Source organism: Streptomyces sp. NPDC101393 (genome assembly GCF_044767385.1).
In the GTDB taxonomy this organism is placed as follows: Bacteria; Actinomycetota; Actinomycetes; order Streptomycetales; family Streptomycetaceae; genus Streptomyces.
Window position 1 is genome coordinate 101,964 of the sequence record NZ_JBIWNU010000006.1, and the last position, 24,198, is coordinate 126,161.

17 protein-coding genes and 1 riboswitch are annotated in these 24,198 nt (G+C 71.1%); of the genes, 11 read left to right on the forward strand and 6 right to left on the reverse strand.

The features are described 5' to 3' along the window. Positions 1-13: 13 nt before the first annotated feature. The gene (locus ACIRQ7_RS20300) at positions 14-511 is read left to right on the forward strand and encodes a DUF485 domain-containing protein (RefSeq protein ID WP_404264048.1); all 498 of its coding nucleotides are present in this window, start codon (positions 14-16) and stop codon (positions 509-511) included. Beyond that, on the forward strand, positions 508-2,112 hold the full coding sequence (locus ACIRQ7_RS20305; protein WP_404264050.1) for a cation acetate symporter: 1,605 nt from the start codon (positions 508-510) through the stop codon (positions 2,110-2,112). The genes ACIRQ7_RS20300 and ACIRQ7_RS20305 overlap by 4 nt, the downstream gene beginning before the upstream one ends. A gap of 121 nt (positions 2,113-2,233) precedes the next feature. On the opposite strand, the gene ACIRQ7_RS20310 is transcribed toward ACIRQ7_RS20305, so the two are convergent. The 4 genes from ACIRQ7_RS20310 to ACIRQ7_RS20325 all read right to left on the reverse strand — a co-directional run bounded on the left by ACIRQ7_RS20310 (position 2,234) and on the right by ACIRQ7_RS20325 (position 7,812). After that, positions 2,234-2,908, reverse strand: a complete 675-nt coding sequence (locus ACIRQ7_RS20310; protein ID WP_404264052.1) for a response regulator — start codon at positions 2,906-2,908, stop codon at positions 2,234-2,236. Continuing rightward, a complete protein-coding gene (locus ACIRQ7_RS20315; protein ID WP_404264054.1) occupies positions 2,905-4,617 on the reverse strand; it encodes an ATP-binding protein in 1,713 nt (570 codons plus the stop codon). The genes ACIRQ7_RS20310 and ACIRQ7_RS20315 overlap by 4 nt, the downstream gene beginning before the upstream one ends. Positions 4,618-5,285: 668 nt before the next feature. Next, the gene (locus ACIRQ7_RS20320) at positions 5,286-6,296 is read right to left on the reverse strand and encodes a sucrase ferredoxin (protein WP_404264056.1); all 1,011 of its coding nucleotides are present in this window, start codon (positions 6,294-6,296) and stop codon (positions 5,286-5,288) included. Positions 6,297-6,564: 268 nt separating this feature from the next. Then, positions 6,565-7,812 carry a citrate/2-methylcitrate synthase gene (locus ACIRQ7_RS20325; RefSeq protein ID WP_404264058.1) on the reverse strand — a complete coding sequence of 416 codons (1,248 nt, stop codon included), beginning with the start codon at positions 7,810-7,812 and terminating at the stop codon, positions 6,565-6,567. Positions 7,813-7,964: 152 nt separating this feature from the next. Between ACIRQ7_RS20325 and ACIRQ7_RS20330 the strand changes: the two genes are divergently transcribed. Together ACIRQ7_RS20330 and ACIRQ7_RS20335 are read left to right on the forward strand one after the other, a co-directional pair. Continuing rightward, the gene (locus ACIRQ7_RS20330) at positions 7,965-9,134 is read left to right on the forward strand and encodes a citrate synthase/methylcitrate synthase (protein WP_404264060.1); all 1,170 of its coding nucleotides are present in this window, start codon (positions 7,965-7,967) and stop codon (positions 9,132-9,134) included. Positions 9,135-9,279: 145 nt separating this feature from the next. Further along, positions 9,280-10,527, forward strand: a complete 1,248-nt coding sequence (locus ACIRQ7_RS20335; protein ID WP_404264062.1) for a CobW family GTP-binding protein — start codon at positions 9,280-9,282, stop codon at positions 10,525-10,527. A gap of 170 nt (positions 10,528-10,697) precedes the next feature. Here the strand turns inward: ACIRQ7_RS20335 and ACIRQ7_RS20340 are convergent, their stop codons facing one another. Beyond that, positions 10,698-13,145: a DNA topoisomerase (ATP-hydrolyzing) subunit A gene (locus ACIRQ7_RS20340; RefSeq protein WP_404264064.1), complete on the reverse strand. Its 2,448-nt coding sequence runs from the start codon at positions 13,143-13,145 to the stop codon at positions 10,698-10,700. Between the two features lie 298 nt (positions 13,146-13,443). On the opposite strand from ACIRQ7_RS20340, the gene ACIRQ7_RS20345 reads away from it, so the two are divergent. The 4 genes from ACIRQ7_RS20345 (at position 13,444) to ACIRQ7_RS20360 (ending at position 18,396) form a co-directional block, all read left to right on the forward strand. After that, the gene (locus ACIRQ7_RS20345; RefSeq protein ID WP_401471476.1) at positions 13,444-14,796 is read left to right on the forward strand and encodes a M16 family metallopeptidase; all 1,353 of its coding nucleotides are present in this window, start codon (positions 13,444-13,446) and stop codon (positions 14,794-14,796) included. 38 nt (positions 14,797-14,834) lie between these two features. After that, positions 14,835-16,202, forward strand: a complete 1,368-nt coding sequence (locus ACIRQ7_RS20350) for a M16 family metallopeptidase (RefSeq protein ID WP_404264576.1) — start codon at positions 14,835-14,837, stop codon at positions 16,200-16,202. Between the two features lie 252 nt (positions 16,203-16,454). Continuing rightward, positions 16,455-16,611, forward strand: a riboswitch (cyclic di-AMP (ydaO/yuaA leader). A gap of 12 nt (positions 16,612-16,623) precedes the next feature. After that, positions 16,624-17,436 carry a M23 family metallopeptidase gene (locus tag ACIRQ7_RS20355; protein ID WP_404264066.1) on the forward strand — a complete coding sequence of 271 codons (813 nt, stop codon included), beginning with the start codon at positions 16,624-16,626 and terminating at the stop codon, positions 17,434-17,436. Positions 17,437-17,706: 270 nt separating this feature from the next. Next, a complete protein-coding gene (locus ACIRQ7_RS20360) occupies positions 17,707-18,396 on the forward strand; it encodes a GntR family transcriptional regulator (protein WP_404264068.1) in 690 nt (229 codons plus the stop codon). Positions 18,397-18,843: 447 nt separating this feature from the next. Here ACIRQ7_RS20360 and ACIRQ7_RS20365 read toward each other — a convergent pair whose 3' ends face one another. Continuing rightward, positions 18,844-19,125, reverse strand: a complete 282-nt coding sequence (locus ACIRQ7_RS20365; RefSeq protein ID WP_401471281.1) for an HPr family phosphocarrier protein — start codon at positions 19,123-19,125, stop codon at positions 18,844-18,846. A 221-nt stretch (positions 19,126-19,346) separates the two neighbouring features. Between ACIRQ7_RS20365 and ACIRQ7_RS20370 the strand changes: the two genes are divergently transcribed. From ACIRQ7_RS20370 to ACIRQ7_RS20380, 3 genes are read left to right on the forward strand one after another with little or no spacing between them, the layout of a single operon-like run. Next, positions 19,347-22,316: a GNAT family N-acetyltransferase gene (locus ACIRQ7_RS20370; protein WP_404264070.1), complete on the forward strand. Its 2,970-nt coding sequence runs from the start codon at positions 19,347-19,349 to the stop codon at positions 22,314-22,316. Positions 22,317-22,363: 47 nt separating this feature from the next. Next, positions 22,364-22,957 carry a DUF5998 family protein gene (locus tag ACIRQ7_RS20375; protein WP_401471275.1) on the forward strand — a complete coding sequence of 198 codons (594 nt, stop codon included), beginning with the start codon at positions 22,364-22,366 and terminating at the stop codon, positions 22,955-22,957. Beyond that, complete coding sequence (locus ACIRQ7_RS20380) at positions 22,957-24,147, forward strand: alkaline phosphatase family protein (RefSeq protein ID WP_404264073.1); 1,191 nt, start codon at positions 22,957-22,959, stop codon at positions 24,145-24,147. Before ACIRQ7_RS20375 ends, ACIRQ7_RS20380 begins: the two co-directional genes overlap by 1 nt. Positions 24,148-24,198 lie beyond the last annotated feature (51 nt).

The window sequence follows — 24,198 nt, forward strand, 5'->3', positions numbered from 1 at the left end:
CAAGGAGTGTTCGGTGGACAAGCAGGACGGCCGCGCGGCCGGTGAGCCGGGGGACGTACGGTTCGACGACCCCTGGTACGACCCTCACGCCTCCGGGTGGGGCGACTTGAAGGACGCGGCGGACGCGACGGACGAACCGAACCGCACACAGAGCGCCCAGCCGCTGCCGAAGCCGCGGTCCGCGGACCATGACGACGTGTACCTGGCGGTCCAGCAAAGCGCCGCCTTCCAGGAAGTACGCCGCCGCTACCGGCGATTCGTCGTACCTGCCACGGCCCTCTTCCTCACCTGGTACCTCGCCTACGTGATCGCGGCGACCACGGCGCCGGACCTCATGGCGCACCGCGTCGCCGGCGCGCTCAACGTCGCGATGCTCGCCGGACTCGGACAGTTCGCCACCACCTTCCTCCTCACCTGGGCGTACGCGCGGCACGCACGGCTGCGCCGGGACCGCGCGGCGCTCGACATCCGCTGGGAAACCCAGGAACTCACCGGAAGGAACCTCCGTTGACCGGCGACCACCAAACCCTTGCGCTGGTCCTGTTCAGCGTGTTCATCGCCGTCACTCTGGGCATCACCACCTGGGTGAGCCGCCGCCGGCAGGGCTCCGCCGAGGAGTTCTACGCCGGCGGCAGACTCTTCTCGCCTCTGGAGAACGGTTTCGCCATCGCGGGTGACTACATGTCCGCGGCCTCCTTCCTCGGCATCTCCGGACTCATCGCCCTCTTCGGCTACGACGGCCTGCTGTATTCCGTCGGCTTCCTCGTGGCCTGGCTCGTGGCGCTCTTCCTCGTCGCCGAACTGGTCCGCAACTGCGGCCGGTTCACCCTCGCCGACGTCGTCGCCTCCCGGATGCGCGAGCGTCCCGTCCGCATCGCGGCCGGCGCGGCCTCCGTCACCGTCTCCGTGCTCTATCTGGTGGCGCAGATGGTGGGCGCCGGCAGCCTGGTCGCGCTGCTTCTCGGCAGCGCGGGCGAACATGCCCGCACCGGGATGGTGATCGGGGTCGGCGCACTGATGGTCGTTTACGTCGCCTTCGGCGGGATGCGCGCCACGACCTGGATCCAGATCGTCAAAGCCGTGCTCCTCATGGGCGGCGCCATCGCACTGACCGTCCTGGTACTGATGCGCTTTCACGGCGACATCAACACGCTGCTCAACACCGCCGCCGAACGCAGCGGTCACGGACGGGACTTCCTCGCACCCGGTCTCAAATACGGCGGCGACTGGACGTCGCGACTCGACTTCATCAGCCTCGGCATCGCCCTCGTCCTCGGCACGGCCGGACTGCCGCACATCCTGTCCCGCTTCTACACCGTCCCCACGGCGCGCGCCGCCCGCCGCTCGGTCGTCTGGTCCATCGGCCTGATCGGCGGCTTCTACCTGATGACCATCGTGCTCGGGTTCGGCGCCGCTGCCGTCCTCGGCAGCGATGCGGTCCGCTCGTCCAATACGGCGGGCAACACCGCGGTCCCGCTGCTCGCACTGGACCTGGGCGGCGGCGCAGGCTCGACGGGCGGAACGGTTCTTTTCGCCGTGGTGGCCGCGGTCGCCTTCGCGACCATCCTCGCGGTCGTCGCCGGCATCACGCTCGCTTCGTCCGCCTCCGTGGCACACGACCTGTACGCCTCACTACGGCGCACCCGCGTCGCGGGGCGAGCCACCCAGCGCAACGAGGTGACCGTGGCACGCTTCGCCTCCGTAGGAGTCGGCGCGGTCGCCATCGGCCTCGCGCTGCTCGCCCAGGACCTGAACGTCGCGTTCCTCGTAGGCCTGGCTTTCGCCGTCGCCGCCTCCGCCAACCTGCCGATCCTGCTGTACGCCCTCTTCTGGCGCCGCTTCACGACCAAGGGAGCGGTCTGGTCGGTCTACGGAGGCCTGATTCCGGCGGTCGCCCTCGTCATTCTCTCGCCGGTGGTCTCCGGCAGCCCGACGTCTCTCTTTCCCGGACTGGACTTCGCGCTGTTCCCCCTCGAGAACCCCGGGGTCGTGTCGATCCCCCTGGGCTTCCTGATGGGCTGGCTCGGCACCGTCCTCTCCCCGGAGGCCGCCGATGCCGCCCGGCACGCAGAGACGGAGGTGCGGGCGCTGACGGGAGCGGGGGCGGCGTAGGGGACGTACTGACACCCACGTCCCAGGAGACCTGTCGGGGGCGGTGGTCCCGGCGACGCCGCCCGGACGGTGCGCGCGGTGGCCGCTGTGTGACCGGCGCGTGCCGGTCGCCCCGGGCCGCCTAGACCCACTCGTAGCGGTGCTCGGGGCGGCCGGTCTCGCCGTACCTGAGAGTGAGCCGGATCCGTCCGGCGCGCTCAAGGAGCTTGAGGTAGCGCTGCGCCGTCTGCCGGCTCACGCCCGCCCGAGAGGCGACGTCCTGGGCCGACAACGCGGCATCAGCGGTACGCAGCACCGCGCGCACGCGGTCAGCGGTGGCCGTGGAATGCCCCTTGGGCAGCTCGGCCGGGCCCGCATTGGCTCCCCCCAACGCCCCGAAAATGCGGTCCACTTCGGACTGCTCGGCCTGGCCGCCGCCCTCGAAGGTGCGATGCAGGGCCGCGTATCCCTCCAGCTTGGAGCGCAGGCCCGCGAACGTGAACGGTTTGACCAGATACTGCAGCGCGCCGTGTCGCATGGCCGCTTGGACCGTGGCGATGTCACGCGCAGCCGTCACCATGATCACGTCGGTGAGCAGGCCCCGTCGCCGCAGCTCGCCCACGAGTTGGAGCCCTGTTTCGTCGGGGAGGTAGTGGTCGAGAAGGATCAGATCAACGGAGTGCGTTTCGAGGGCCGCGAGCGCCTCGCCAGCGGTGTGTGCCAGACAACTGACGCGAAAGCCCGCGATCTTGGCGACGTACGCCGCATTGATCTCCGCTACCCGCACGTCGTCGTCGACGACCAGCACTTCGATCATCGGACTGCTCCCGTGGCATCGTCGGGACGCCGGGCGCCCTCGGCGACGCGGGGCTGGGCATTGGGTCCGGTCTGCGAGTGGGTATCGCGGCCGGAGGCGCTATGGGAGTCGGAGAGCTCCTCGGTCAGGGCATCGGGCACCGTCACGGTGAACATCGCACCGCCACCGGGGCGGTCACCGACCTCGGCACTGCCCCCGTAACGCTCGGCAAGGCGCCGCACCAGTGCCAGGCCGATGCCGCGCTGCCCATGGGCGGGCGGGTCCTTCGTGGTCCAGCCCTCTGTGAAAATCTCTGCACGACGTTCCTCGGGCACGCCGGGACCGTTGTCGCTGACGCGAACCACGGCGGTGCGTCCTTCGGCGCGTACCTCCACCTCCAGCTGCGCATCACGTCTGCCTGCCGTCGCGTCGAGGGCGTTGTCGACGAGGTTCCCGAGAACCGTGACCAGGCTAGGTGGGTCGATCAGGCGGTCGGGGAGACGTGTCCCGGACGAAATGCTCAAGGAGGCGCCACGCTCGGTGGCAACTGTCGCTTTACCGACAAGGAGAGCTGCCAGGAGCGGGTCGTGGACGCGCTCGGTGACCTGCTCGGCCGTCGCCCGGTGCACGCCTACCGCCTGTGTCACGAACTCCACCGCCTCCTCGTACAGTCCGAGCTCGAGCAGTCCCAGGAGGGTGTGGAGCCGGTTGGCGTGCTCGTGGTCCTGGGCACGTAGGGCATCGATCAGCCCACGGGTGCCGTCCAACTCGCGGCCCAGCCGCTCCAACTCGGTGCGGTCACGCAACGTGACCACAGCGCCGCCGTCGTCCGTCGGCATGCGATTCGCCACCAGAACCCGCTGCCCGCTGACGGCCAGTAGGTCCGCGCCCGACACCCGGCCGGCCAGGACGTCGGTCGTACGTCCCTGTGGCAGGGCAGCGTCGAGGGAACGGCCGGTGTCCTCGGCGCGCAGGTCGAGGAGGCGCTGCGCCTCATCGTTCATGAGCCGGATCCGGCCGTGCTTGTCCAGCGCGAGGAACCCTTCCCGGATGCCGTGCAGCATCGCCTCGCGCTCGGTGAGCAACGCGGAGATGTCGGAGAAGGCCAGATCGTGGGTACGGCGCTGCAGGCGGCGCGATACGAGATAGGCGGCGAGGGCGCCCACGGCGAGCGCTCCGCCCGCGTAGGCAAGCAGCTCGGGCACCGTGGAGAGCAGCCGTTCCTGCACGCTCTCGTAGGCGATGCCGACCGAGACAGCCCCGACGACCTGGCCGTTCTCGTCACGCAGCGGAACCTTGCCGCGCGCGGAGCGGCCGAGAGTGCCGTCATCGATCTGCATGATCTCCCGACCGGAGAGCGCGACGCTCGGGTCGGTGGAGACGTGATGACCGATTTCGTCCGGGTCGGTATGCGACCAGCGCACGCCCCGTTCATCCATGATCACTACATACTCGGCGCCCGTCGCGGAGCGAATCCGCTCGGCTTCGTCCTGGACGGGGCCGTGGCGCGTCGGGTGGGAGGCTTCCAGAGCGTCGTCGAGGCGAGGCTCGGCGGCAGTGGTCTGTGCGATCGCGAGTGCGCGGCGCATCGCCTGGTCGTCGAGCTCGGCGCTGAGGGGCGCGAGAAACAGGCCGGTCGCGAGAGCGGTGACACCAGCTGCGATGGCCAACTGCACCATCAGGACCTGGGAGAACACCCGACGAGGCCAACCCAGTCGGGGCCGCGCCATGTGCCGCATCGTTGACGTCCGCCGGTTGTTTCCCGTCCTGTCCGCAGCGATCTCAGGGCGTCGCGGGCCACCAGGGGCGGAGGGGAACGGGGCGGAACCCGAGAGCTCTGAGGCGCTCGGGCGCGGATCCGTTTCTTCCTTTTCGCCCATACGAACGAACAGTAAGCGCGCCCGGGGCCGGTCGGGTAATCCTCGCCGCCTCGATCTCGGAGGGTGATCAGGCGTGACTCGGAGCGGAGCCGCGGATGCCCACTGGAGGGCCGAGGGAGGTTATCCACAGGGGTTTCGAGTGCGGGATGTGCGCGCCTAGCCTCGAAGGGTGAGCGATGGGGATGGCCTGCCGACGGACCACAGGTCATGCCGGTGCAAGGGGGAGAGACATGGTGTGGTCAGCGGGGGAGATAAGCGCTGTGCGAAGAGGCGTGGCGGCGCGCGCTGGTGCGCGCCCAGGCACGGTGCTGCACGCAGTGGGGACCACGTTGGGCTTGGGCTTGGCTGCGGCGCTGGGGCTGACGCTGGGCACGTTGAAGCCGTGGGGTTGCCGGACGGCCGGCGGGACGCGTGGAGAAGCATGCCGTTGCGCTTGTCGCTGTCGCTGTCGCCGGTGCCGCCTTGGGGAAGCCGATGAACAGGACCGCCATTCACGGGCGCCGGGCCGAGCCCAGGAGTCAGGCGAGGGGGTGGGCCCCCACGAGAGGCCGAAGCGCGGATCTGGCGCCCGAGACGGTGCTGATGGACGTGACCGTCATACGCGCCGGTGGACCGAGCGGCGCACCACAGCTGGCGGGCGCCGAAGCTCCATCGGCCCGCTGTTCAACGGTGACGTGCCAGGTGCGCCCGTCAGTGTGCGCGAGGAACACCTTCCAGCTGGGGGAGTTTCCCACGGGCAGCCCGCCGCTGGGCGCCGAATCGTCGGCCCGCGGCGTTTCGGGCCGCATCGTGTCGGTCCTTACGACATCGAGTGCGTCCGCACGATCCTCCCGGATCAGCTCGCGGACGGCGAGGTCGGCGGCCTGGGCGGGGCGGTCCCACGCAGAGCGTCCGCGGCAGTGGTCCGGCGTGATCCGCCCGTCGCGCGCCGCCTCGATGGCGTCCTTAACCAGATGGGCCGAGGCACGCCCGTAGGCGTAGCCGTACGGGAGGACGATGAGCGTGGGCGAGAAGCGGTGGCCGCCGATGTGGGTGACTTCCCAGGCCTCGGATCCACTGATGGCGAGTTCAGCAGCCAAAGGCCGGCCGAGCAGGGCACAGCAGCGATCCCGTTTGCCGTTGGTACAGACGAGGACGAGCGGGTCACCGGTGTACGGCTCCCAGAGCCCGCCGTGGTCCCCCGCGCCCAGCGCAGAGAAGTCCAAGCCGAGCGCCGCCCGCGGGTCAGTGAAGGTGGTCGTACGGATCCAGGAGCGTCCCGGCGCGGTGTGCGCGAGGAACAGTCGGCGCTCGGGGACACCATGACAGTCGGCGTGGCGTCCGGGCCGCCGAATCAGCGCAACGCGTACGTCTGTCCCCTCTGCCGCGGCCTCCAAGGCCTTGCCGATGTGAGGGTCGAGGTGACTCTCGGTCAGCGCATTGGCTCCCCATGGCCCGGTCTGCTCGATGAGCAACCAGGTTCGGGCGGTGGCCGCGGTGCCGGCGACAGGTTCAGCAGAATCCCGGGAAGCGGTTGCGCATGTGCTCACAAAGGTAAGCCTAACTTGCGACGTGTCGGGGCAAATCCAGGGAGGGCCATGAGAGGGATGGCGGCCGAAGAGCCGGGGCGCCGCCCGGTCAGGCTTGGCCGGTCAGCACCTCGAGTTCACCCTGGCGGCGTCCGCAAACGCCGTGTCGGTCGAGGACGCCGGGCCGGGCAACGGGGAGGACTCCGGCGTCAGCGCGCGTCGAGGCGGGCCCCGTCGGGACGCAGCTTTAGGACCTGACCGAAGCCCCCTGCCCGGCCGGCGCCTTCCGTCATGGCAACGGCTGTGGCGGGCGGGGGCCCTGGTAATGCCCGCTGGGGCGCATGCGTAGTGGACGCTCGCCGTACTCCTCCAGGGCGTGGGCGATCCAGCCGGCAGTACGGGCGATGGCGAAGATCGTTTCGCCTGCCTCGGGCGGCATTCCTGCGGTGACTGTCAGTACCGCCAGGGCCAGGTCGACATTGGCATGGAGTTCGGTGTGCCGGGCCGTTGTGGTGATCACCCGGCGCGCGGCCTGCAGCGCCGGCTGCGCCGTCGGCACATCCGCCAGGAGGCCGAAGAGGGCGCGGGCCCGCGGGTCCTCACCGGGGTAGAGGCGATGGCCGAGACCCGGTACCCGTCGGCCGGCCCGCAGATGGTCGGCGACGACAGCCGTCGCGCTGCCGCGTTCCAACACTTCCAGCAGCATCCGGTGCGCCAGCCCGCTCGCTGCGCCGTGAAGTGCACCGTCCAGCGCCCCGAGCCCGGCCGACACGATCACGTACGGGTGGGCGCGGGCGGAGGCGGCGACCCGGACCGCGAGTGTGGAGGCGGCGAGGTCATGGTCGATGAGCAGCACCAGAGCCGCGTCCAGGACGCGCAGCGCTGCTGTGTCGGCCGGCTCGGAGGTCAGGCGGCGCCACAGTCGGGGAGCCAGCGCGTCGGCGTTTTGCTGACTTGAGCTCTTCGATGGCAGTGCGTCGACCAGGGTGGGGATGAGGCTACGCGCGGTGTCGAGGACGGCGTCCTCGGACAGGTCGAAGCGCAATGGGTCGGCGGCGGCCGAGGCGATGACCGCGACCTGTAGGCGGTCCATCGGCCCGCAGTGCGCCGGTAGTGCCTGCACGGCACGGCGGGCCGCGGACAGTGCGTCGTAGGGTGCCATGAATTGGGTGCCGCGGCGCAGCTCGCCGGTCCAGAGCCACTCGGCGACTTCCTCGTAGCTGTAGTGGGCGGCGAGTTCTTCGGTGTCTACTCCGCGGAAGTAGCAGTGGTCGCGGTCGATGAGTGTGATGCCGGTACGCACCGCCAACTCTCCATCGCCACCGGACAGTCCACGTCGGCCGTTGCGGCGGGCGAGCGCTTCGACCTCCTTCGCGTCGAAGGTGCTGCCGCGGCCCCCCGGCTCGCGGTGGCTGGTCAACTGGCCGCGGCTTACGTAGGCGTACACCGTTTCGGGCTTCACGCCGAGCCGCTCGGCAGCCTCCCGGGTGTTCATTCGCTGCCCGGTCGCGTCGGGTGCCGCGTTGTGATCCGCCATGAACTCACCGTATCCGGGCTGCATTCATTCACCTTCACATTGATTCAATCAATATTGACGATGATTACATCAACCATGGATAGTCGAATCAAGTCCTGAAGGAAGGTCACTGTGTTCACGGCAGTGAGCAGGGGAGATCAAGGAGATCCGTCATGCCGATCGTCGAGGCGAACGCACCGATCGACGCTCCCCGCGGACTCGCGGGCGTTATCGTCACCGACACCCAACTGGGCGATGTCCGGGGCCGCGAGGGCTTCTTTCACTACCGCCAGTACTCCGCCGTCGAGCTGGCCACCGCCCGCTCGTTCGAGGACGTCTGGTATCTGATGTTCCACGGCGAGCTGCCGGACGCGGCACAGCTGGCGGCCTTCACGGCTGAGACGGCCGCGCTGCGTGCGCTGCCCGCCGCGCTACGGGACGCCCTCCCCGGCATCGCGCTGGCCGGCGCGCACTCCGGCCCGCTCGCCGGGCTGCGCACCGCGCTTTCCCTGCTCGGTGCGACCGCCGGTTTCCGTCCGCTGTACGACATCGACACGGACCGCCGCCGCGCGGACGCGCTGGCCGCCTGCGCCGCCGTGCCTACCCTGTTCACCGCGCTCCACCGGCTCGGCCAGGGGCAGGAGCCCGTGGAACCGCGCACGGACCTCACCTACGCGGCGAATTACCTCTACATGCTCACCGGGCACGAGCCGCAGCCGGAACGGGTCCGTGCCGTCGAGGCGTATCTGATCGCCACCATTGACCACGGCTTCAACGCCTCGACGTTCACCGCCCGTGTCATCACCTCCACCGGCGCAGACCTCGCGGCCTGCCTCGTCGGCGCGGTCGGTGCGCTCTCCGGCCCACTGCACGGCGGCGCCCCCAGCCGCGCCCTGGACACCCTCGATGCCATCGGCACCCCGGACCGCATCGACCCCTGGATCCGCGAGCGTGTGCTGCGCGGCGAACGCATCATGGGCTTCGGTCATCCCGTCTACCGCACCGAGGATCCGCGTTCCCGGATGCTGCGTGGCATCGCCGAGCAGTTCGGTGGCCCCCTGGTGGAATTCGCCGTCCAGGTGGAGGCGAGGGTCGAGACGCTGCTCGCCGAGCTCAAGCCGGGCCGTGAACTGCACACCAATGTGGAGTTCTACGCGGGCGTCGTCATGGAGCTGTGCGGATTGCCGCGGGAGATGTTCACCCCCACCTTCTGTGCGGCCCGCGTCGTCGGCTGGAGTGCCAACGTTCTCGAGCAGGCCCAGGACTCGAAGATCATCCGCCCGGCGGCCAGGTACGTGGGCCCGCCCCCGCCGCAGCCGCTGCCGGAAACCGGCGTTCACTGACGGTCACGGGTCGGCGGACCCGGCCCGGCCCGGCCTGGCCTGGCGCGAAGCGAGCGGGGCCTGCGTCACCGGCGGTCCGTTACGATCGACAGCTCGTCCGCCGCCGGTCCGCGCGGCCCGCCACCCGCACCATGGAGGCGCTTCCTTGGCCACGCAGCCCCCGCACCAGATCCCGGTCGTCGTCCTCGCGGGCTTCCTGGGCTCGGGCAAGACCACCCTCCTCAACCACCTGCTGCGCGCCGGCCACGGCACCCGCATCGGCGCGATCGTCAATGACTTCGGCAGCATCGAGATCGACGCCATGACGGTGGCCGGCCAGGTCGACTCGATGGTCTCGCTGGGGAACGGCTGCCTGTGCTGCGCGGTCGACACCAGCGAGCTGGACGGGTTTCTGGACCGGCTTGCCCGCCCCGCGGCCCGTATCGACGTCATCGTCATCGAGGCCAGCGGGCTGGCCGAGCCGCAGGAACTCATCCGCATGATCCTGGCCAGCGAGAACGACCGCATCGTGTACGGCGGGCTGGTCGAGGTCATCGACGCGGCGGAGTTCGGGGCCACTCGCGTACGGCACCCGGAGATCGACCGGCATGTGGCGATCGCCGACCTCGTGGTCCTCAACAAGGCGGACCGGATCGGCGAGGACGAGCGGCGTGCACTCCTGGACACTCTCGCAGGGCTGAGCACGGGTACGCCCGTCGTCTGCGCCGCGCACGGCCGGATCGACCCGGAGCTGTTCTTCGACCGCGGGACACGCGAGGAGCAGGAGGAGGCCCAAGGGGGTTTCCGGCAGCTGTCGTTCGAAGACCTCTACCGCGCGATGCACACCGGGCGCGCCGACACCGGCCCTGCAGACGGGAGCCCCGGCGGCTCCGATGACCGCGTCGCCCGCCGCGACGGCGATGGCAGCGACTCCCTCGCCGGCCACGGCTGCGCCAGTCATGGCGACTCCAGTTACGGAGACGGTTGCGGCGGCGGGAGCGACCACAGCCACCACCTCCATGCCTCTTACGAGAGCGTGGAGTTCATTTCCACGGAACCGATGAACCCGCGCCGGCTCATGGACTTCCTCGACAGCAGGCCCGCCGGCCTCTACCGCATCAAGGGGTTCGTCCATTTCGATGTCCCCGAGAACCGCCAGAAGTTCACGCTCCACGCCGTCGGCAACTTCCTGCGTTTCTCGCCGGGGCCGTGGCAGAAGGACGAGCAGCGGTGCACCCAGCTCGTGCTGATCGGTAGCGGCATCGACGCGGCAGCGCTGCGCAAGGAGCTGGACAACTGCCGGGACACCGCTCCGTCCGGTGCCGGTGCCGGTGCCGATCCCGACGCCGATCCCGACGCCGCGACGCACAGCATGTGGGGCGTGTTGAGGTACGTGGCCTCCCGCGAGGAATGACGCAGCCGGACCGGCAAGAACACCGGCCCGGCTGCACCACACCCCAGGCTGACGGGCGACGGGCGACAGGCGACGGCTGACGTGAAACGGCTACCCGCGGCCGCCCCTCACCGCCGCACTACACCCACGCCACGCCACGTCGCACCACACACCACGCACCCACCGCCTCGCTACACCGGCCCGGCAAGCGCCGCGACCGGCTTCAGCAGGGGAACCCCCGAGCCGTCCCGGCGCGGATCGACCTCCGGCAGCTCCAGCGGAGCGCCCTTGGCGTCCGCGGCGCGCACCGGAGCGGCCCCGGTCCATGCCAGCGTCAGGGTGTCCTCACCCTTGAGGAACCGCTGACAGCGCACTCCGCCGGTCGCCCTGCCCTTGCGCGGGTACTGGTCGAACGGGGTGAGCTTGGCCGTCGCCACCGAATCGTCCAGCGTGCCGTGCGACCCGGCGACGGTGAACACCATGGCATCGGCGGCCGGATCAACGGCGGCGAAGGAGATCACCTTCGCGCCCTCGCCCAGCTTGATGCCGGTCATGCCGCCCGCGGGACGGCCCTGAGGGCGCACCTGCGACGCCTGATAGCGCAGCAACTGCGCCTCGTCGGTGATGAAGACCAGGTCCTCTTCGCCGGTGCGCAGCTCGGCGGCGCCCACGATGCGGTCGCCGTCGCGGAGGGTGATGACCTCCAACTCGTCCTTGTGGGCGGGGTAGTCGGGCACCACGCGCTTGACGACGCCCTGTTCGGTGCCGAGCGCCAGGCCGGGTGAGGACTCGTCCAGTGTCATCAGGCAGATCAGCCGCTCGCCGTCCTGGAGGGTCAGGAACTCGGAGAGTGCGGCGCCGCCGGAGAGGTTGGGCGCGGCGGCGGTGTCCGGGAGCTGGGGCAGGTCGATCACCGAGATCCGCAGCAGCCGGCCCAGGGACGTCACCGCGCCGATCTCGCCGCGGGTCGTCGCCGGCACCGCCGAGACGATCGCATCGTGCTTGACGCGCTTGGCCTCGGTGTCGAACGACACCTCGCCGGAGGCCGTACGTGCCAGCAGGCCGGTGGAGGACAGCAGCACCCGGCAGGGGTCGTCGGAGACCTCCAGCGGCACCGCGGCCACTGTGGCGCCCGCCGACTCCAGCAGTACCGTGCGGCGGTCGGTGCCGTACTTCTTCGCGACCGATGCCAGCTCGCCGGAGACGAGTTTGCGCAGCTCGCTGTCGGAGTCAAGGATCCGGGTGAGGTCCTCGATCTCGGACTGCAGGCGGTCGCGCTCCGACTCCAGCTCGATCCGGTCGAACTTGGTCAACCGGCGCAGCGGGGTGTCGAGGATGTACTGCGTCTGGATGTCGCTCAGCGAGAAGCGCTCGATCAGGGCCTGCTTGGCCGCCGCGCTGTTCTCGCTGGAGCGGATCAGCCGGATGACCTCGTCGATGTCGATCAGGGCGGTCAGCAGCCCCTCCACCAGGTGGAGGCGGTCCCGCCGCTTGGTGCGGCGGAACTCGCTGCGTCGGCGCACCACGTTGAAGCGGTGGTCGACATAGACCTCGAGGAGTTCCTTGAGGCCCAGGGTCAGCGGCTGGCCGTCCACCAGGGCGACGTTGTTGATGCCGAAGGACTCCTCCATCGGCGTGAGCTTGTAGAGCTGCTCCAGTACGGCCTCGGGGTTGAAGCCGTTCTTGACCTCGATCACCAGCCGCAGGCCGTGCTCGCGGTCGGTGAGGTCCTTGACGTCCGCGATGCCCTGCAGCCGCTTCGACCCGACCAGGTCCTTGATCTTGGAGATGACCTTCTCGGGGCCGACGGTGAAGGGGAGTTCGGTGACGATGAGGCCCTTGCGGCGGGCGGTGACGTCCTCGACGGCGACCGTGGCGCGGATCTTGAACGTGCCGCGGCCCTTCTCGTACGCGTCCCGCACGCCGCCGAGGCCGACGATCCGGCCGCCCGTCGGCAGATCGGGGCCCGGCACGAAGCGCATCAGGGTGTCGAGGTCGGCGTTCGGGTGCTTGATCAGGTGGCGGGCGGCGGCGATGACCTCGCCGAGGTTGTGCGGCGGCATGTTCGTCGCCATGCCGACCGCGATGCCGGACGCGCCGTTGACCAGGAGGTTCGGATACGCCGCGGGGAGCGTGACCGGCTCCTGCTCCTGGCCGTCGTAGTTCGGTGCGAAGTCGACGGTGTCCTCGTCGATCGACTCCGTCATCAGGGAGGTCGCCGACGCCATCCGGCATTCGGTGTACCGCATCGCGGCGGGCGGGTCGTCGTTGCCCAGCGAGCCGAAGTTGCCGTGACCGTCCACCAGGGGCAGCCGCATCGAGAAGGGCTGCGCCATGCGCACGAGGGCGTCGTAGATGGACGCGTCGCCGTGGGGGTGGAGCTTGCCCATCACCTCGCCGACGACCCGGGCGCACTTGACGTAACCCCGCTCGGGCCGCAGGCCCATCTCGTTCATCTGGTAGAGGATGCGGCGGTGCACGGGCTTGAGACCGTCGCGGGCGTCCGGCAGGGCGCGTGAGTAGATGACCGAATACGCGTACTCGAGGAAGGAACCCTGCATCTCGTCGACGACGTCGATGTCGAGGATCCTCTCCTCGAAGTCGTCCGGCGGCGGGGTCTTCGTGCTGCGGCGGGCCATCGCGGCTGCGGCTCCTTCTGCTGCGTCTACTGCCGATGTGGGTCAGCCGGCTGTGGGGAGAACCAGCTGTGGGACCGATCAACTGGTGGATCGACCCGTGAGTCTGCCTGAGTCTGACGCGGACCATTGTGTCCCGCCCCACTGACAACGCCGACCGCGACTCCCCCTTCGGCCCCCGGAGGTGCCGAACCGCGGCGCCCGTACGGGGCTGCTCGGACGGGAACTTCGCCAGATGCCGACGCGCTTGCATACAGTGACAGAACTTCCTCGCAAGCGGATCGAAGGGACGTACATGCCCATGGGTCACACGGCCACAGAACAAGCCGGCTCCGGCGGCCTGACAGCGACCGAGCACCGGCTGGCCAACGGCCTGCGCGTGGTGCTGTCCGAAGACCACCTGACCCCGGTCGCGGCGGTCTGCCTCTGGTACGACGTCGGCTCCCGACACGAGGTCAAGGGCCGTACAGGCCTGGCTCACCTCTTCGAGCACCTGATGTTCCAGGGGTCCGCCCAGGTGAAGGGCAACGGCCACTTCGAGCTCGTCCAGGGCGCCGGCGGTTCGCTGAACGGCACCACGAGCTTCGAGCGCACCAACTACTTCGAGACCATGCCCGCCCATGAGCTGGAGCTCGCGCTCTGGCTGGAGGCGGACCGCATGGGTTCGCTGCTCAGCGCGCTCGATGACGAGTCCATGGAGAACCAGCGCGACGTCGTCAAGAACGAACGCCGCCAGCGCTACGACAACGTCCCCTACGGCACGGCCTTCGAGAAGCTGACGGCCATGGCCTACCCGGAGGGCCACCCGTACCACCACACCCCCATCGGGTCGATGGCGGATCTGGACGCGGCATCCCTGGAGGACGCGCGGGCGTTCTTCCGTACGTACTACGCGCCCAACAACGCCGTTCTGTCGATCGTCGGCGACATCGACAGCGCGCAGACGCTGGCCTGGGTGGAGAAGTACTTCGGCTCGATCCCCTCGCACGACGGCAAGCAGCCGCCGCGCGACGGCACGCTGCCCGAGGTCCTCGGCGCCGAGCTGCGTGAGGTCATCGAGGAGGAGGTCCCCTCCCGTGCCCTGATGGCCGCCTACCGTCTGCCGCACGACGGCACCCGTGAGGCGGACGCCGCCGACCTGGCGTTGACCGTCCTGGGCGGCGGCGAGTCCTCGCGTCTCTACAACCGTCTGGTGCGCCGCGACCGCAGCGCCGTCGCGGCCGGGTTCGGGATGCTGCGGCTGGCGGGCGCGCCGTCGCTCGGCTGGCTGGACGTCAAGACGTCCGGCGGCGTGGAGGTCCCGGGCATCGAGAGCGCGGTCGACGAGGAGCTGGCCCGCTTCGCCGCCGAGGGTCCGACCCCGGAGGAGATGGAGCGCGCGCAGGCCCAGTTGGAGCGCGAATGGCTGGACCGCCTGGCGACGGTCAGCGGCCGGGCCGACGAACTGTGCCGCTTCGCGGTCCTGTTCGGCGACCCTCAGCTCGCGCTGAGCGCCGTACACCGCGTCCTGGAGATCACCCCGCAGGAGGTGCAGGCGGTCGCCAAGGCCCGGCTGCGCCCCGACAACCGCGCGGTGCTCGTCTACGAGCCCACCGAACCGGCCGACGCGGCTGCCGGGACCACTGACCACAACGCAGAGGAGGCGGCCCAGTGAGCGACCTCACCGCCGGCGCGGAATCCCCCGTGAGCACCATGGACTTCCACCCCCAGCCCCGGGGCGGCGCGCCCAAGCCGTGGGCCTTCCCGGCCCCCGAGCGCGGCCAACTCGCCAACGGGCTCACCCTCCTGACCAGCCACCGCCCCGGCCAGCAGGTCGTCGCCGTCGAGATCAACCTCGTCGCGCCCCTGGAGGCCGAGCCGGAGGGTCTGGACGGCGTCGCCACGATCATGGCGCGGGCGCTGTCCGAGGGCACCGACAAGCACGACGCGGAGGAGTACGCCGCCGAGCTGGAGCGCTGCGGCGCCACCCTCGACGCACACGCCGACCACCCCGGGCTGCGGGTCTCCCTCGAGGTGCCGGCATCCCGCCTCGGCCGCGCGCTCGGCCTGCTCGCCGACGCGCTGCGTGCCCCTGCCTTCCCCGAGAGCGAGGTCGAGCGGCTGGTTCGCAACCGTCTCGACGAGATCCCGCACGAGCTCGCCAACCCGGCGCGGCGTGCGGCGATGGCGCTCTCGAAGGAGCTGTTCCCGGCCACGTCCCGGATGTCGCGGCCCCGTCAGGGCACCGAGAAGACCGTCGAGCGCATCGACGCCGCGGCCGTCCGCGCCTTCTACGACGCCCATGTGCGGCCCGCGACGGCCACCGCCGTGATCGTCGGCGACTTCACCGGCGTCGACCGGGACGGGGCGCTCGCCGACACCCTCGGCGCGTGGACCGGCTCCACCGCCGAGCCGCTGAAGCCGTCGCCGATCACCGCCGACGACACCGGCCGGGTGGTGATCGTGGACCGCCCCGGCGCCGTCCAGACGCAGCTGCTCCTGGGCCGCATCGGGGCCGACCGCCACGACCGTGTCTGGCCCGCGCAGGTGCTCGGCACGTACTGCCTGGGCGGCACCCTCACCTCCCGTCTGGACCGGGTGCTGCGCGAGGAGAAGGGCTACACCTACGGGGTGCGCGCCTTCGGCCAGGTGCTGCGCTCCTCCGACGACGGCACGGGCGCCGCGATGCTCGCCATCAGCGGCTCGGTGGACACCGCCTCCACCGGGCCGGCGCTGGAGGACCTGTGGAAGGTGCTGCGCACCCTGGCGGCGGAGGGCCTCACGGACGCCGAGCGGGATGTGGCCGTGCAGAACCTCGTCGGGGTCGCGCCGCTGAAGTACGAGACCGCCGCGGCCGTGGCCGGCACGCTCGCCGACCAGGTGGAGCAGCACCTCCCGGACGACTTCCAGGCGCAGTTGTACGCCCGGCTGGTGGACACCGGCACGGTCGAGGCGACCGCCGCCGCGGTCAACGCCTTCCCGGGGGACCGGCTGGTGACGATCCTGGTGGGCGACGCGGCGCAGATCGCCGAGCCGGTCAAGGCGCTGGGCATCGGCGAGGTGACGGTCGTCAGCGGCTGACCCCTGGGGCGGGCGCCGGCGGCCGGAGAGACGGTCCGGCAGGCGCTGGTGACCCCTGGTCATATCGGGTTATTCGGGATCCCGTGGCGTATGGACGCCACGGGATCCCCTTTATGTCCGGAATGCAGCGGCTGGTTGCGTGGTGCTCCTGTGGCGTACGGCACAAAGAGACGGTTCTGTTTGCCGATTGAAAGATGTCCCGATTAGCGTCAGTCCGGCTGTTCGTCAGACGTACGCCGCAACCGTGGCACCGGACAGTCATCGCCGAGTCCCCGTACGGCGCGAGCCAGGGGAGCCGGGGACCCACATGTCCCCTGGGGTGAATCGGACCCCTCTTCGGAGGAGCCCGTAGGAGACCTTCCTGCTCCGAACCCGTCAGCTAACCCGGTAGGCGAGAAGGAAGGAAAGGACAAGCCAGCACATGGCGTTCACCCGTGCCACCGGGAAGCACCGCCGTGCGAGCCGCACCGCTCGTACGACCCGCAACATCGCCGGCATAGCCACCCTCGCGGCCTCCGGCGTCGTCGCCTCCGTGGCCTCGCCGGCGCTGGCCGCCACGGACGAGGCACCCACCTACGACACCGGCCTGACGCAGGCCGTCGTGGTGGGCGACGAGCTCGCCGACCGGATCGCCGCGCAGGCCGACGCGCAGCAGGCGGACGCCGAGGCCGCCGCCGCGCAGGCGAAGGCCGAGGCCGAGGCCCGCAAGGTCGCCGAGATGGCCAAGCAGCGCGCCGAGGAGGCCAAGAAGAAGGCCGAGGCGAAGGCCAAGAAGGAGCGCGAGGCCAAGGAGCGCGCGGCCCGCGAGGAGGAGCGCAAGCGCCTCAACACCTTCGTGGCGCCCGTCGCCGGCTCCTACGTCTCCACCGGCTACCAGGCCTCCAGCGGACTGTGGTCCTCCGGTAGCCACACCGGCATCGACTTCCACGCCGCCTCCGGCACCACCGTGCACGCCGTCGGCGCCGGCACCGTCGTCGAGGCCGGCGACGGGGGCGCGTACGGCAACAACGTCGTGATCAAGATGAAGGACGGTACGTACACCCAGTACGGCCACCTGTCGTCGTTCTCCGTCTCGGTCGGGCAGAGCGTCACCCCGGGGCAGCAGATCGCGCTCTCCGGCGCCACCGGCAACGTCACCGGACCGCACCTCCACTTCGAGGCCCGCACCGGCCCTGACTACGGCTCGGACATCGACCCGATCGCGTACCTGCGCGCACACGGCGTCAACGTCTGACGGTCCCGCACCGCACGCACCGCACGCACCGCACGTCCCCCCGAAGCCCCGAAGCCCCGGCCCCGGCCGGGGCTTCGTCGTCGGCGGGGCTTCATCGGGGGCAGGCCGGGTCGGCCGCGCGGCAGCGGCAGGTGTGTGGGCGCACGCCCTTGGCCAAAAGATATCCATGAATAACCGGAGCCCGTCAAAAATCCGTCCCGGTCGAATAGAATCACGGAAATAGTCGCCGGTCGGCGGCCATTTCCCGGGATTGCGGCGGAGGCACGGACGATGCGAGGCCATATTTCCGCGCATGCGGTGTGCACGGCGATTCGCGAGGACATTGTCTCCGGCGCGCTCGTGCCGGGGAGCCGGCTGATCGAGGACATCCTGGCCGCGCGTTACGGCGTCTCCCGGGTGCCGGTCCGTGAGGCGCTGCGCACCCTGCAGTCCGAGGGTTTCGTCACCACCCGCCATCACGCGGGTGCCTGCGTCGCCGAGCCCACCGAGCAGGAGGCCGCCGACCTCCTGGAGATCCGCGCCCTGCTGGAGCCGCTGGGCGCCGCCCGCGCGGCCGTCCGGCGCAGCACGGCGCACCTCAAGGTGCTGCGCGGTCTGGTGCGCCTGGGGCGCGAGCGATCCGGCCACGGCCACCCTGCGGATCTGCGCCAACTGGACGGCTGGTTCCACGAAACGCTCGCCCAGGCGGCCGGCAGCCCCAGTCTGACGGCGCAGCTGACCCAGCTGCGGCGCAAGATCGAGTGGATGTACACGGTGGAGCCGTCGGCGCGGGTGGCCGAGTCGTGGGACGAGCACGGTGCGCTGCTGGACGCGGTGGCGCGGGGTGACGCCGGGCGGGCGCGCTCCCTGATGGCGGCGCACATCGAGAGCGCCCTTCCGGCCCACAGGTTGCGGCGTCCCGTCGCGGCCGGGGTGAGGGAGGCGAAACGACCCGTCAACACGGCGCGCGCCCGCCATTAACAATCGCCCCGTATACAAAGAGATACGGAATGGGCGGAGGGCATGTGAGGGGCGAGCTATAGGCTGTTCCCCTTTCCCCTTTCCCCTTTCCGCTTTCGGGTGTCCGGCTTTCCGTTTCCGGATTTCCGGTTGCGGAGTGCGCGAATTCCGCATTCCGGGTGCGTGCCGGGGAATGGCGGGTGCCCAGGGGCCGGTTTCCCGGAGAGTTTTATCGCGGGGGAGCGGGTTCCCGTTCGCGCACTGCAGAAGCGCACCGCCGAAGCGCGTAGCGGAAGCGTGCGAGCGACGCGTGCAAGCAAAGCGCGCAACGAATCGCGCGCAAGGAACCGCCCACCCGGATCCGCCCCCTTCGTACGTCACCACACCCGGCGACAGAAAAAGCCCCGCAGCGGCGGCCGTTTCCGGTCGCCGCTGCGGGGCCGCAGAAGCTGGGTGGTCCTGAAGGACTCAGACGGTCTCGGGGAGCTCTTCGAGACCCTCGGCGACGAGCTTCGCCAGGCGGTCGAGCGCGGCCTCGGCGCCTTCGGCGTCGGAGGCCAGCACGATCTCTTCGCCACCCTGGGCGCCGAGGCCCAGAACCGCGAGCATCGAGGCCGCGTTGACGGGGTTGCCCTCAGCCTTGGCGATCGTCATCGGGACGCCGGCCGCGGTGGCCGCACGGACGAAGATCGAGGCGGGGCGGGCGTGCAGGCCCTCGGCCCAACCGACATTGACGCGGCGCTCAGCCATGGTGTTGCCCTTCGAGTCGTGACTGTTGTCTAGACCAGTGTCGCACGGTGCCGGAGTGGTCCGGAAGCCGATCGCCACGGCCTTCCTGCTCCCGGCCTTCCGGCGCAGGACCGTGCGGGGAGGGCCGGGTTCCGTGGTCGTTCCGGCGCCCGGGTCCTGCCCCGCTCTCCGAGACTACGCATACCGAGCCGGTTGTCGGTGCCCGGCCGTACGCTGTCCGCATGCAGACGTCGCCGGACCACGCCTACCCGACCCACTGGGAAGCCGACGTGGTGCTGCGTGACGGCGGCACGGCCCGCATCCGCCCCATCGCCCCCGATGACGCCGAGCGGCTCACCTCCTTCTACGAACAGGTTTCGGACGAGTCGAAGTACTACCGCTTCTTCGCGCCCTACCCGCGCCTGTCCGACCGCGACGTCCACCGCTTCACCCACCACGACTACGTCGACCGGGTCGGCCTCGCCGCCATCGTGGGCGGCGAGTTCATCGCCACCGTGCGCTACGACCGCATCAACGACCAGGGGCTGCCCGCCAAGGACCCCGAGGACGATCAGGCCGAGGTCGCCTTCCTGGTCCAGGACGCCCATCAGGGCCGCGGTGTCGCCTCCGCCCTCCTTGAGCATGTCGCCGCCGTCGCCCGCGAGCGCGGCATCCGCCGCTTCGCCGCGGAGGTGCTGCCCGCGAACACCAAGATGATCAAGGTCTTCACGGACGCCGGCTACACCCAGCAGCGCCGGTTCGAGGACGGCGTCGTCCGTCTGGAATTCGACCTCGAGCCGACGGAGCAGTCGATGGCCGTGATGCGCGGCCGCGAGCAGCGCGCCGAGGCCCGCTCCGTCCAGCGGCTGCTCGCCCCCGGCTCGGTCGCCGTCATCGGGACGGGCCGGGCGCCCGGCGGCGTGGGCCGCACCACCCTGCGCAACCTCCTCGACTCCGGCTTCACGGGCCGCGTGCACGCCGTCAACCACGCCTTCCCCGAGGGCACGGACCGGCTCGACCCCGAAGGCGTGCCGGCCGTCCGCTCGCTGCGGGAGATCCCCGACCCCGTCGACCTCGCGGTCATCGCCGTCCCCGCCGCCCGTGTCCCCGAGGTCGTCCGCGACTGCGGCGAACACGGCGTCCAGGGCGTGCTGATCCTGTCCTCCGGGTACGCCGAATCGGGCCCCGAAGGCCGCGAGCTGCAGCGCGCCGTGCTGCAGCAGGCCCGCTCGTACGGCATGCGGCTCATCGGGCCCAACGCCTTCGGCCTGATCAACACCGCCGCCGACGTCCGGCTGAACGCCTCGCTCGCCCCGCGGATGCCCGGCACCGGCCGCATCGGGCTCTTCACCCAGTCCGGCGCCATCGGTATCGCCCTGCTCAGCGGGCTGCACGCCCGCGGTCCCGGTGACGACGGCATCGCCGGTATCTCCGCCTTCGTCTCGGCCGGGAACCGCGCCGACGTCTCCGGCAACGACCTCCTCCAGTACTGGTACGACGACCCGGACACCGACGTCGTCATCCTCTACCTGGAGTCCATCGGCAACCCGCGCAAATTCGCCCGGCTCGCCCGCCGCACCGCCGCCGTGAAACCAGTGGTGGTCGCCAAGGGCGCCCGCCACAACGGCACCGCGCCGCCCGGCCACGCCGTCCCCACCGTCCGCATCCCCGACAGCACCGTCGCCGCCCTGATGCGCCAGGCGGGCGTGATCCGCGTCGACACCGTCACCGAACTCATCGACGCCGGGCTGCTGCTGGCCTCCCAGCCGCTGCCGGCCGGCCCTCGCATCGCCATCCTCGGCAACTCCGAATCCCTCGCGCTGCTCGCCTACGACGCCTGCCTGACCGAAGGGCTGCGGCCGCTTCGGCCCCATGTGCTGGCCTCCGCCGCGACCCCGGACGACTTCCGGGCCGCGCTCGCCGACGCCCTCGCGCGCGATGCCTGCGACGCCGTCGTCGTCACCGCCATCCCCTGGGTGGGGGAGGGGGACACCGCCGCCCCCGGAGAGAGCGAGGAGGCCACGCTCGCCGCCGCCCTGCGCGGCGCCGCGGCCGCGGATCCCGCGAAGCCGGTGACGGTCGTCCACCTCGCGATGGACGACCTGGCCGCGACCCTCGCCGCACCGGGGGAGTGCTCCCCGGACCCGGGGCGGACCGGAGGCGAGGACGCAGACCCGCCCCTGCCCCCGGAGGAGGCCCCCGAGCCGCCCTCCGACCGGGCCGCGCCGGCCCCGCCCCGCCCCACCTATCCCCCGTCCCGCCCCCCGGTCCTGTTCCCCGCACCGCCGCCCCCCGAGGCCCCCGTCCCGCACCGCCCCCGTCCCGCCCGCACCCGCATCCCCGCCTACCCCGCCGCCGAGCGCGCCGTCCGCTCGCTCGGCGAGGCCGTCCGCTATGCCGCCTGGCGCCGGGACGCCGCCGAACCGGGCCGGGTGCCCGAGTACGACGACATCCAGGAGGCGGCCGCCGGCACCGACATCGATCAACTCCTCGACCGGCTCACCCCCGGCGTCGCCCCGGGCCGCTCCGTGGCGCTGCCGCCGGAGGACGCCGAGGCACTGCTCGCCCGCTACGGCATCCACACCCGCCCCGCCCTCCCGGCGCCCGATCCCGACGCCGCGGTCCGCGCCGCCGCCCGCCTCGGCTACCCGGTCGCCCTCAAGACCACCGCCCCGCACCTGCGCCACCGCGCCGACCTCGGCGGGGTCCGCCTGGACATCGCGGGCGAGGGCGACCTCCGCCGCACCTACACCGAGCTGACCGACTTCCTCGGCTCCCCCGAAGAGCTGCGGCCGGTCGTCCAGGCGATGGTGCCGCGCGGCGTCGACACGGTCATCCGCGCCGCCATCGACCCGGCCGCCGGCGCCGTCCTCTCCTTCGGCCTGGCCGGCGCCCCCTCCCAGCTGCTCGGCGACATCGCACACCGCCTCATCCCGGCCACCGACCGCGATGTCACCGACCAGATCCGATCGATCCGGGCGGCTCCGCTGCTGTTCGGCTGGCGTGGCTCGCAGCCCGTGGACACCGGCGCGCTGGCCGAGCTGCTGCTGCGGGTCTCCCGGCTCGTCGACGACCACCCCGAGGTCGTCGGCGTCGACCTCGAACCAGTCGTCGTCGCCCCGCAGGGCCTCTCCGTTCTCGGCGCCGCCGTCCGTCTGGCCCGCCCACCCGCCACCACCGACCTCGGCCCCCGCCGGCTGCCCGTCTACTGACGACCGAGGCGTCTCCGCAGCCCTGTACGCCCCGTAAGATGGACCCCATGGCTAAGACCGGTACGACGACTCAGGGGCTGCGCGCGGCGATCGAGCGCAGTGGCTATTACCCGACCCTCGTGGCCGAGGCGGTGCAGGCCGCGGTGGGCGGCGAGCCCGTCGTGTCGTATCTCGTCCATCAGGAGACGACCTTCGATGCCAACGAGGTCCGCCGGCATGTCACGGTCCTGGTCCTGACCGGCACCCGGTTCATCGTCAGCCACACCGACGAGCAGGCCGCCGACGCCACCTCCCCCTCGCCGTACGCCACCACCTCCACCGAGTCCGTGAAGATCGGCCGGATCTCCTCCGTGGTGCTCAGCCGCGTCGTCGCCAACCCCGAGTCGTACACCCCCGGGCAGCTGCCCCGCGAGGTCGTCCTCACCATCGGCTGGGGCGCCGTCGCCCGCCTGGACCTGGAGCCCGCCACCTGCGGTGACCCCAACTGCGAGGCGGACCACGGCTACACCGGCTCCTCCACCGCCGACGACCTCTCGCTGCGGGTCAGCGAGGCCGGCGACGGCCCGGACTCGGTCCGCGAGACGCTCACCTTCGCCCAGGCGCTCTCCGAGGCCACCGCGGCCACCACCAGCCCCCGCTGATGGCGCACGCCACCCAAGCCTGGCCCGAGCCCGAACCCCTCGATCCGCTGACCGCCCCGCTGCCCCGGTACGGCACGGGTTCGCTCGCCGATCTGCTGCCCGCGATAGTGGCGGGCCAGGGCCTGACGGAGCCCGGCACCGCGATGGAGCTGGCCCCCGCGGACCGGGCGTGTGTTTTCCTCATCGACGGACTCGGCTGGGAGCTGCTGCGCGCCCACCCCGACGAGGCACCGTTCCTGACCTCCCTCCTGGACACCTCGTTCAACGGCAGCGGCCGCCCGCTGACCGCGGGGTTCCCCTCCACCACCGCCACCTCGCTCGCCTCGGTCGGCACCGGACTGCCGCCGGGCGCCCACGGCCTGGCCGGATACACCTGCGAGAACCCTGCCATCGGCGCACTGATGAACCAGCTGCGCTGGCAGCCCTGGACCGACCCGCACGCCTGGCAGCCGTATCCGACGGTCTTCCAGCTGGCGGACGCCGCGGGCATCCACACCTGCCAGGTCTCCGCACCGCACTTCCAGCAGACCCCGCTCACCAAGATCGCGCTCAGCGGCGGCACCTTCCACGGCCGTCTCTCCGGCGAGGAGCGGATGGACCTCGCCGCCGCGCAACTCGCCGCCGGCGACCGCTCGCTGGTCTACACGTACTACGCCGAGGTCGACGGCAAGGGCCACCGCTACGGCGTCGACTCCGACGCCTGGCGCGGCCAGCTGATGTACGTCGACCGGCTCGCCCAGCGGCTGGCCGAGCAGCTCCCGCCGCGCTCGGCCCTCTACATCACCGCCGACCACGGCATGATCGACATCCCCTTCGACCCCGATTCCCGGATCGACTTCGACGAGGACTGGGAACTGCGCGCCGGGGTACGCCTGTTGGGCGGTGAGGGCCGGGCCCGGCATCTGTACGCGCATCCGGGGGCGGCCGCCGATGTGCTCGCCGTGTGGCGCGAGGTGGTCGGTGAGCAGATGTGGGTGGCGAGCCGCGAAGAGGCCATCGCAGCCGGGTGGTTCGGACCGCACGTCGACGACCGGGTCCGCGGCCGGATCGGCGATGTCGTGGCCGCCGCGCACGCCGACATGGTGATCATCGCGACCGAGCGCGAGCCCCGCGAGTCGGAGATGGTCGGGATGCACGGCTCGATGACCCCGGTGGAGCAGCTGGTGCCGCTCCTGGAAGTCCGCACCTGACCCACGGCCGCCGACCGCAGCGCGCCGCGCGAACCCGTCCACCCGAGCCCG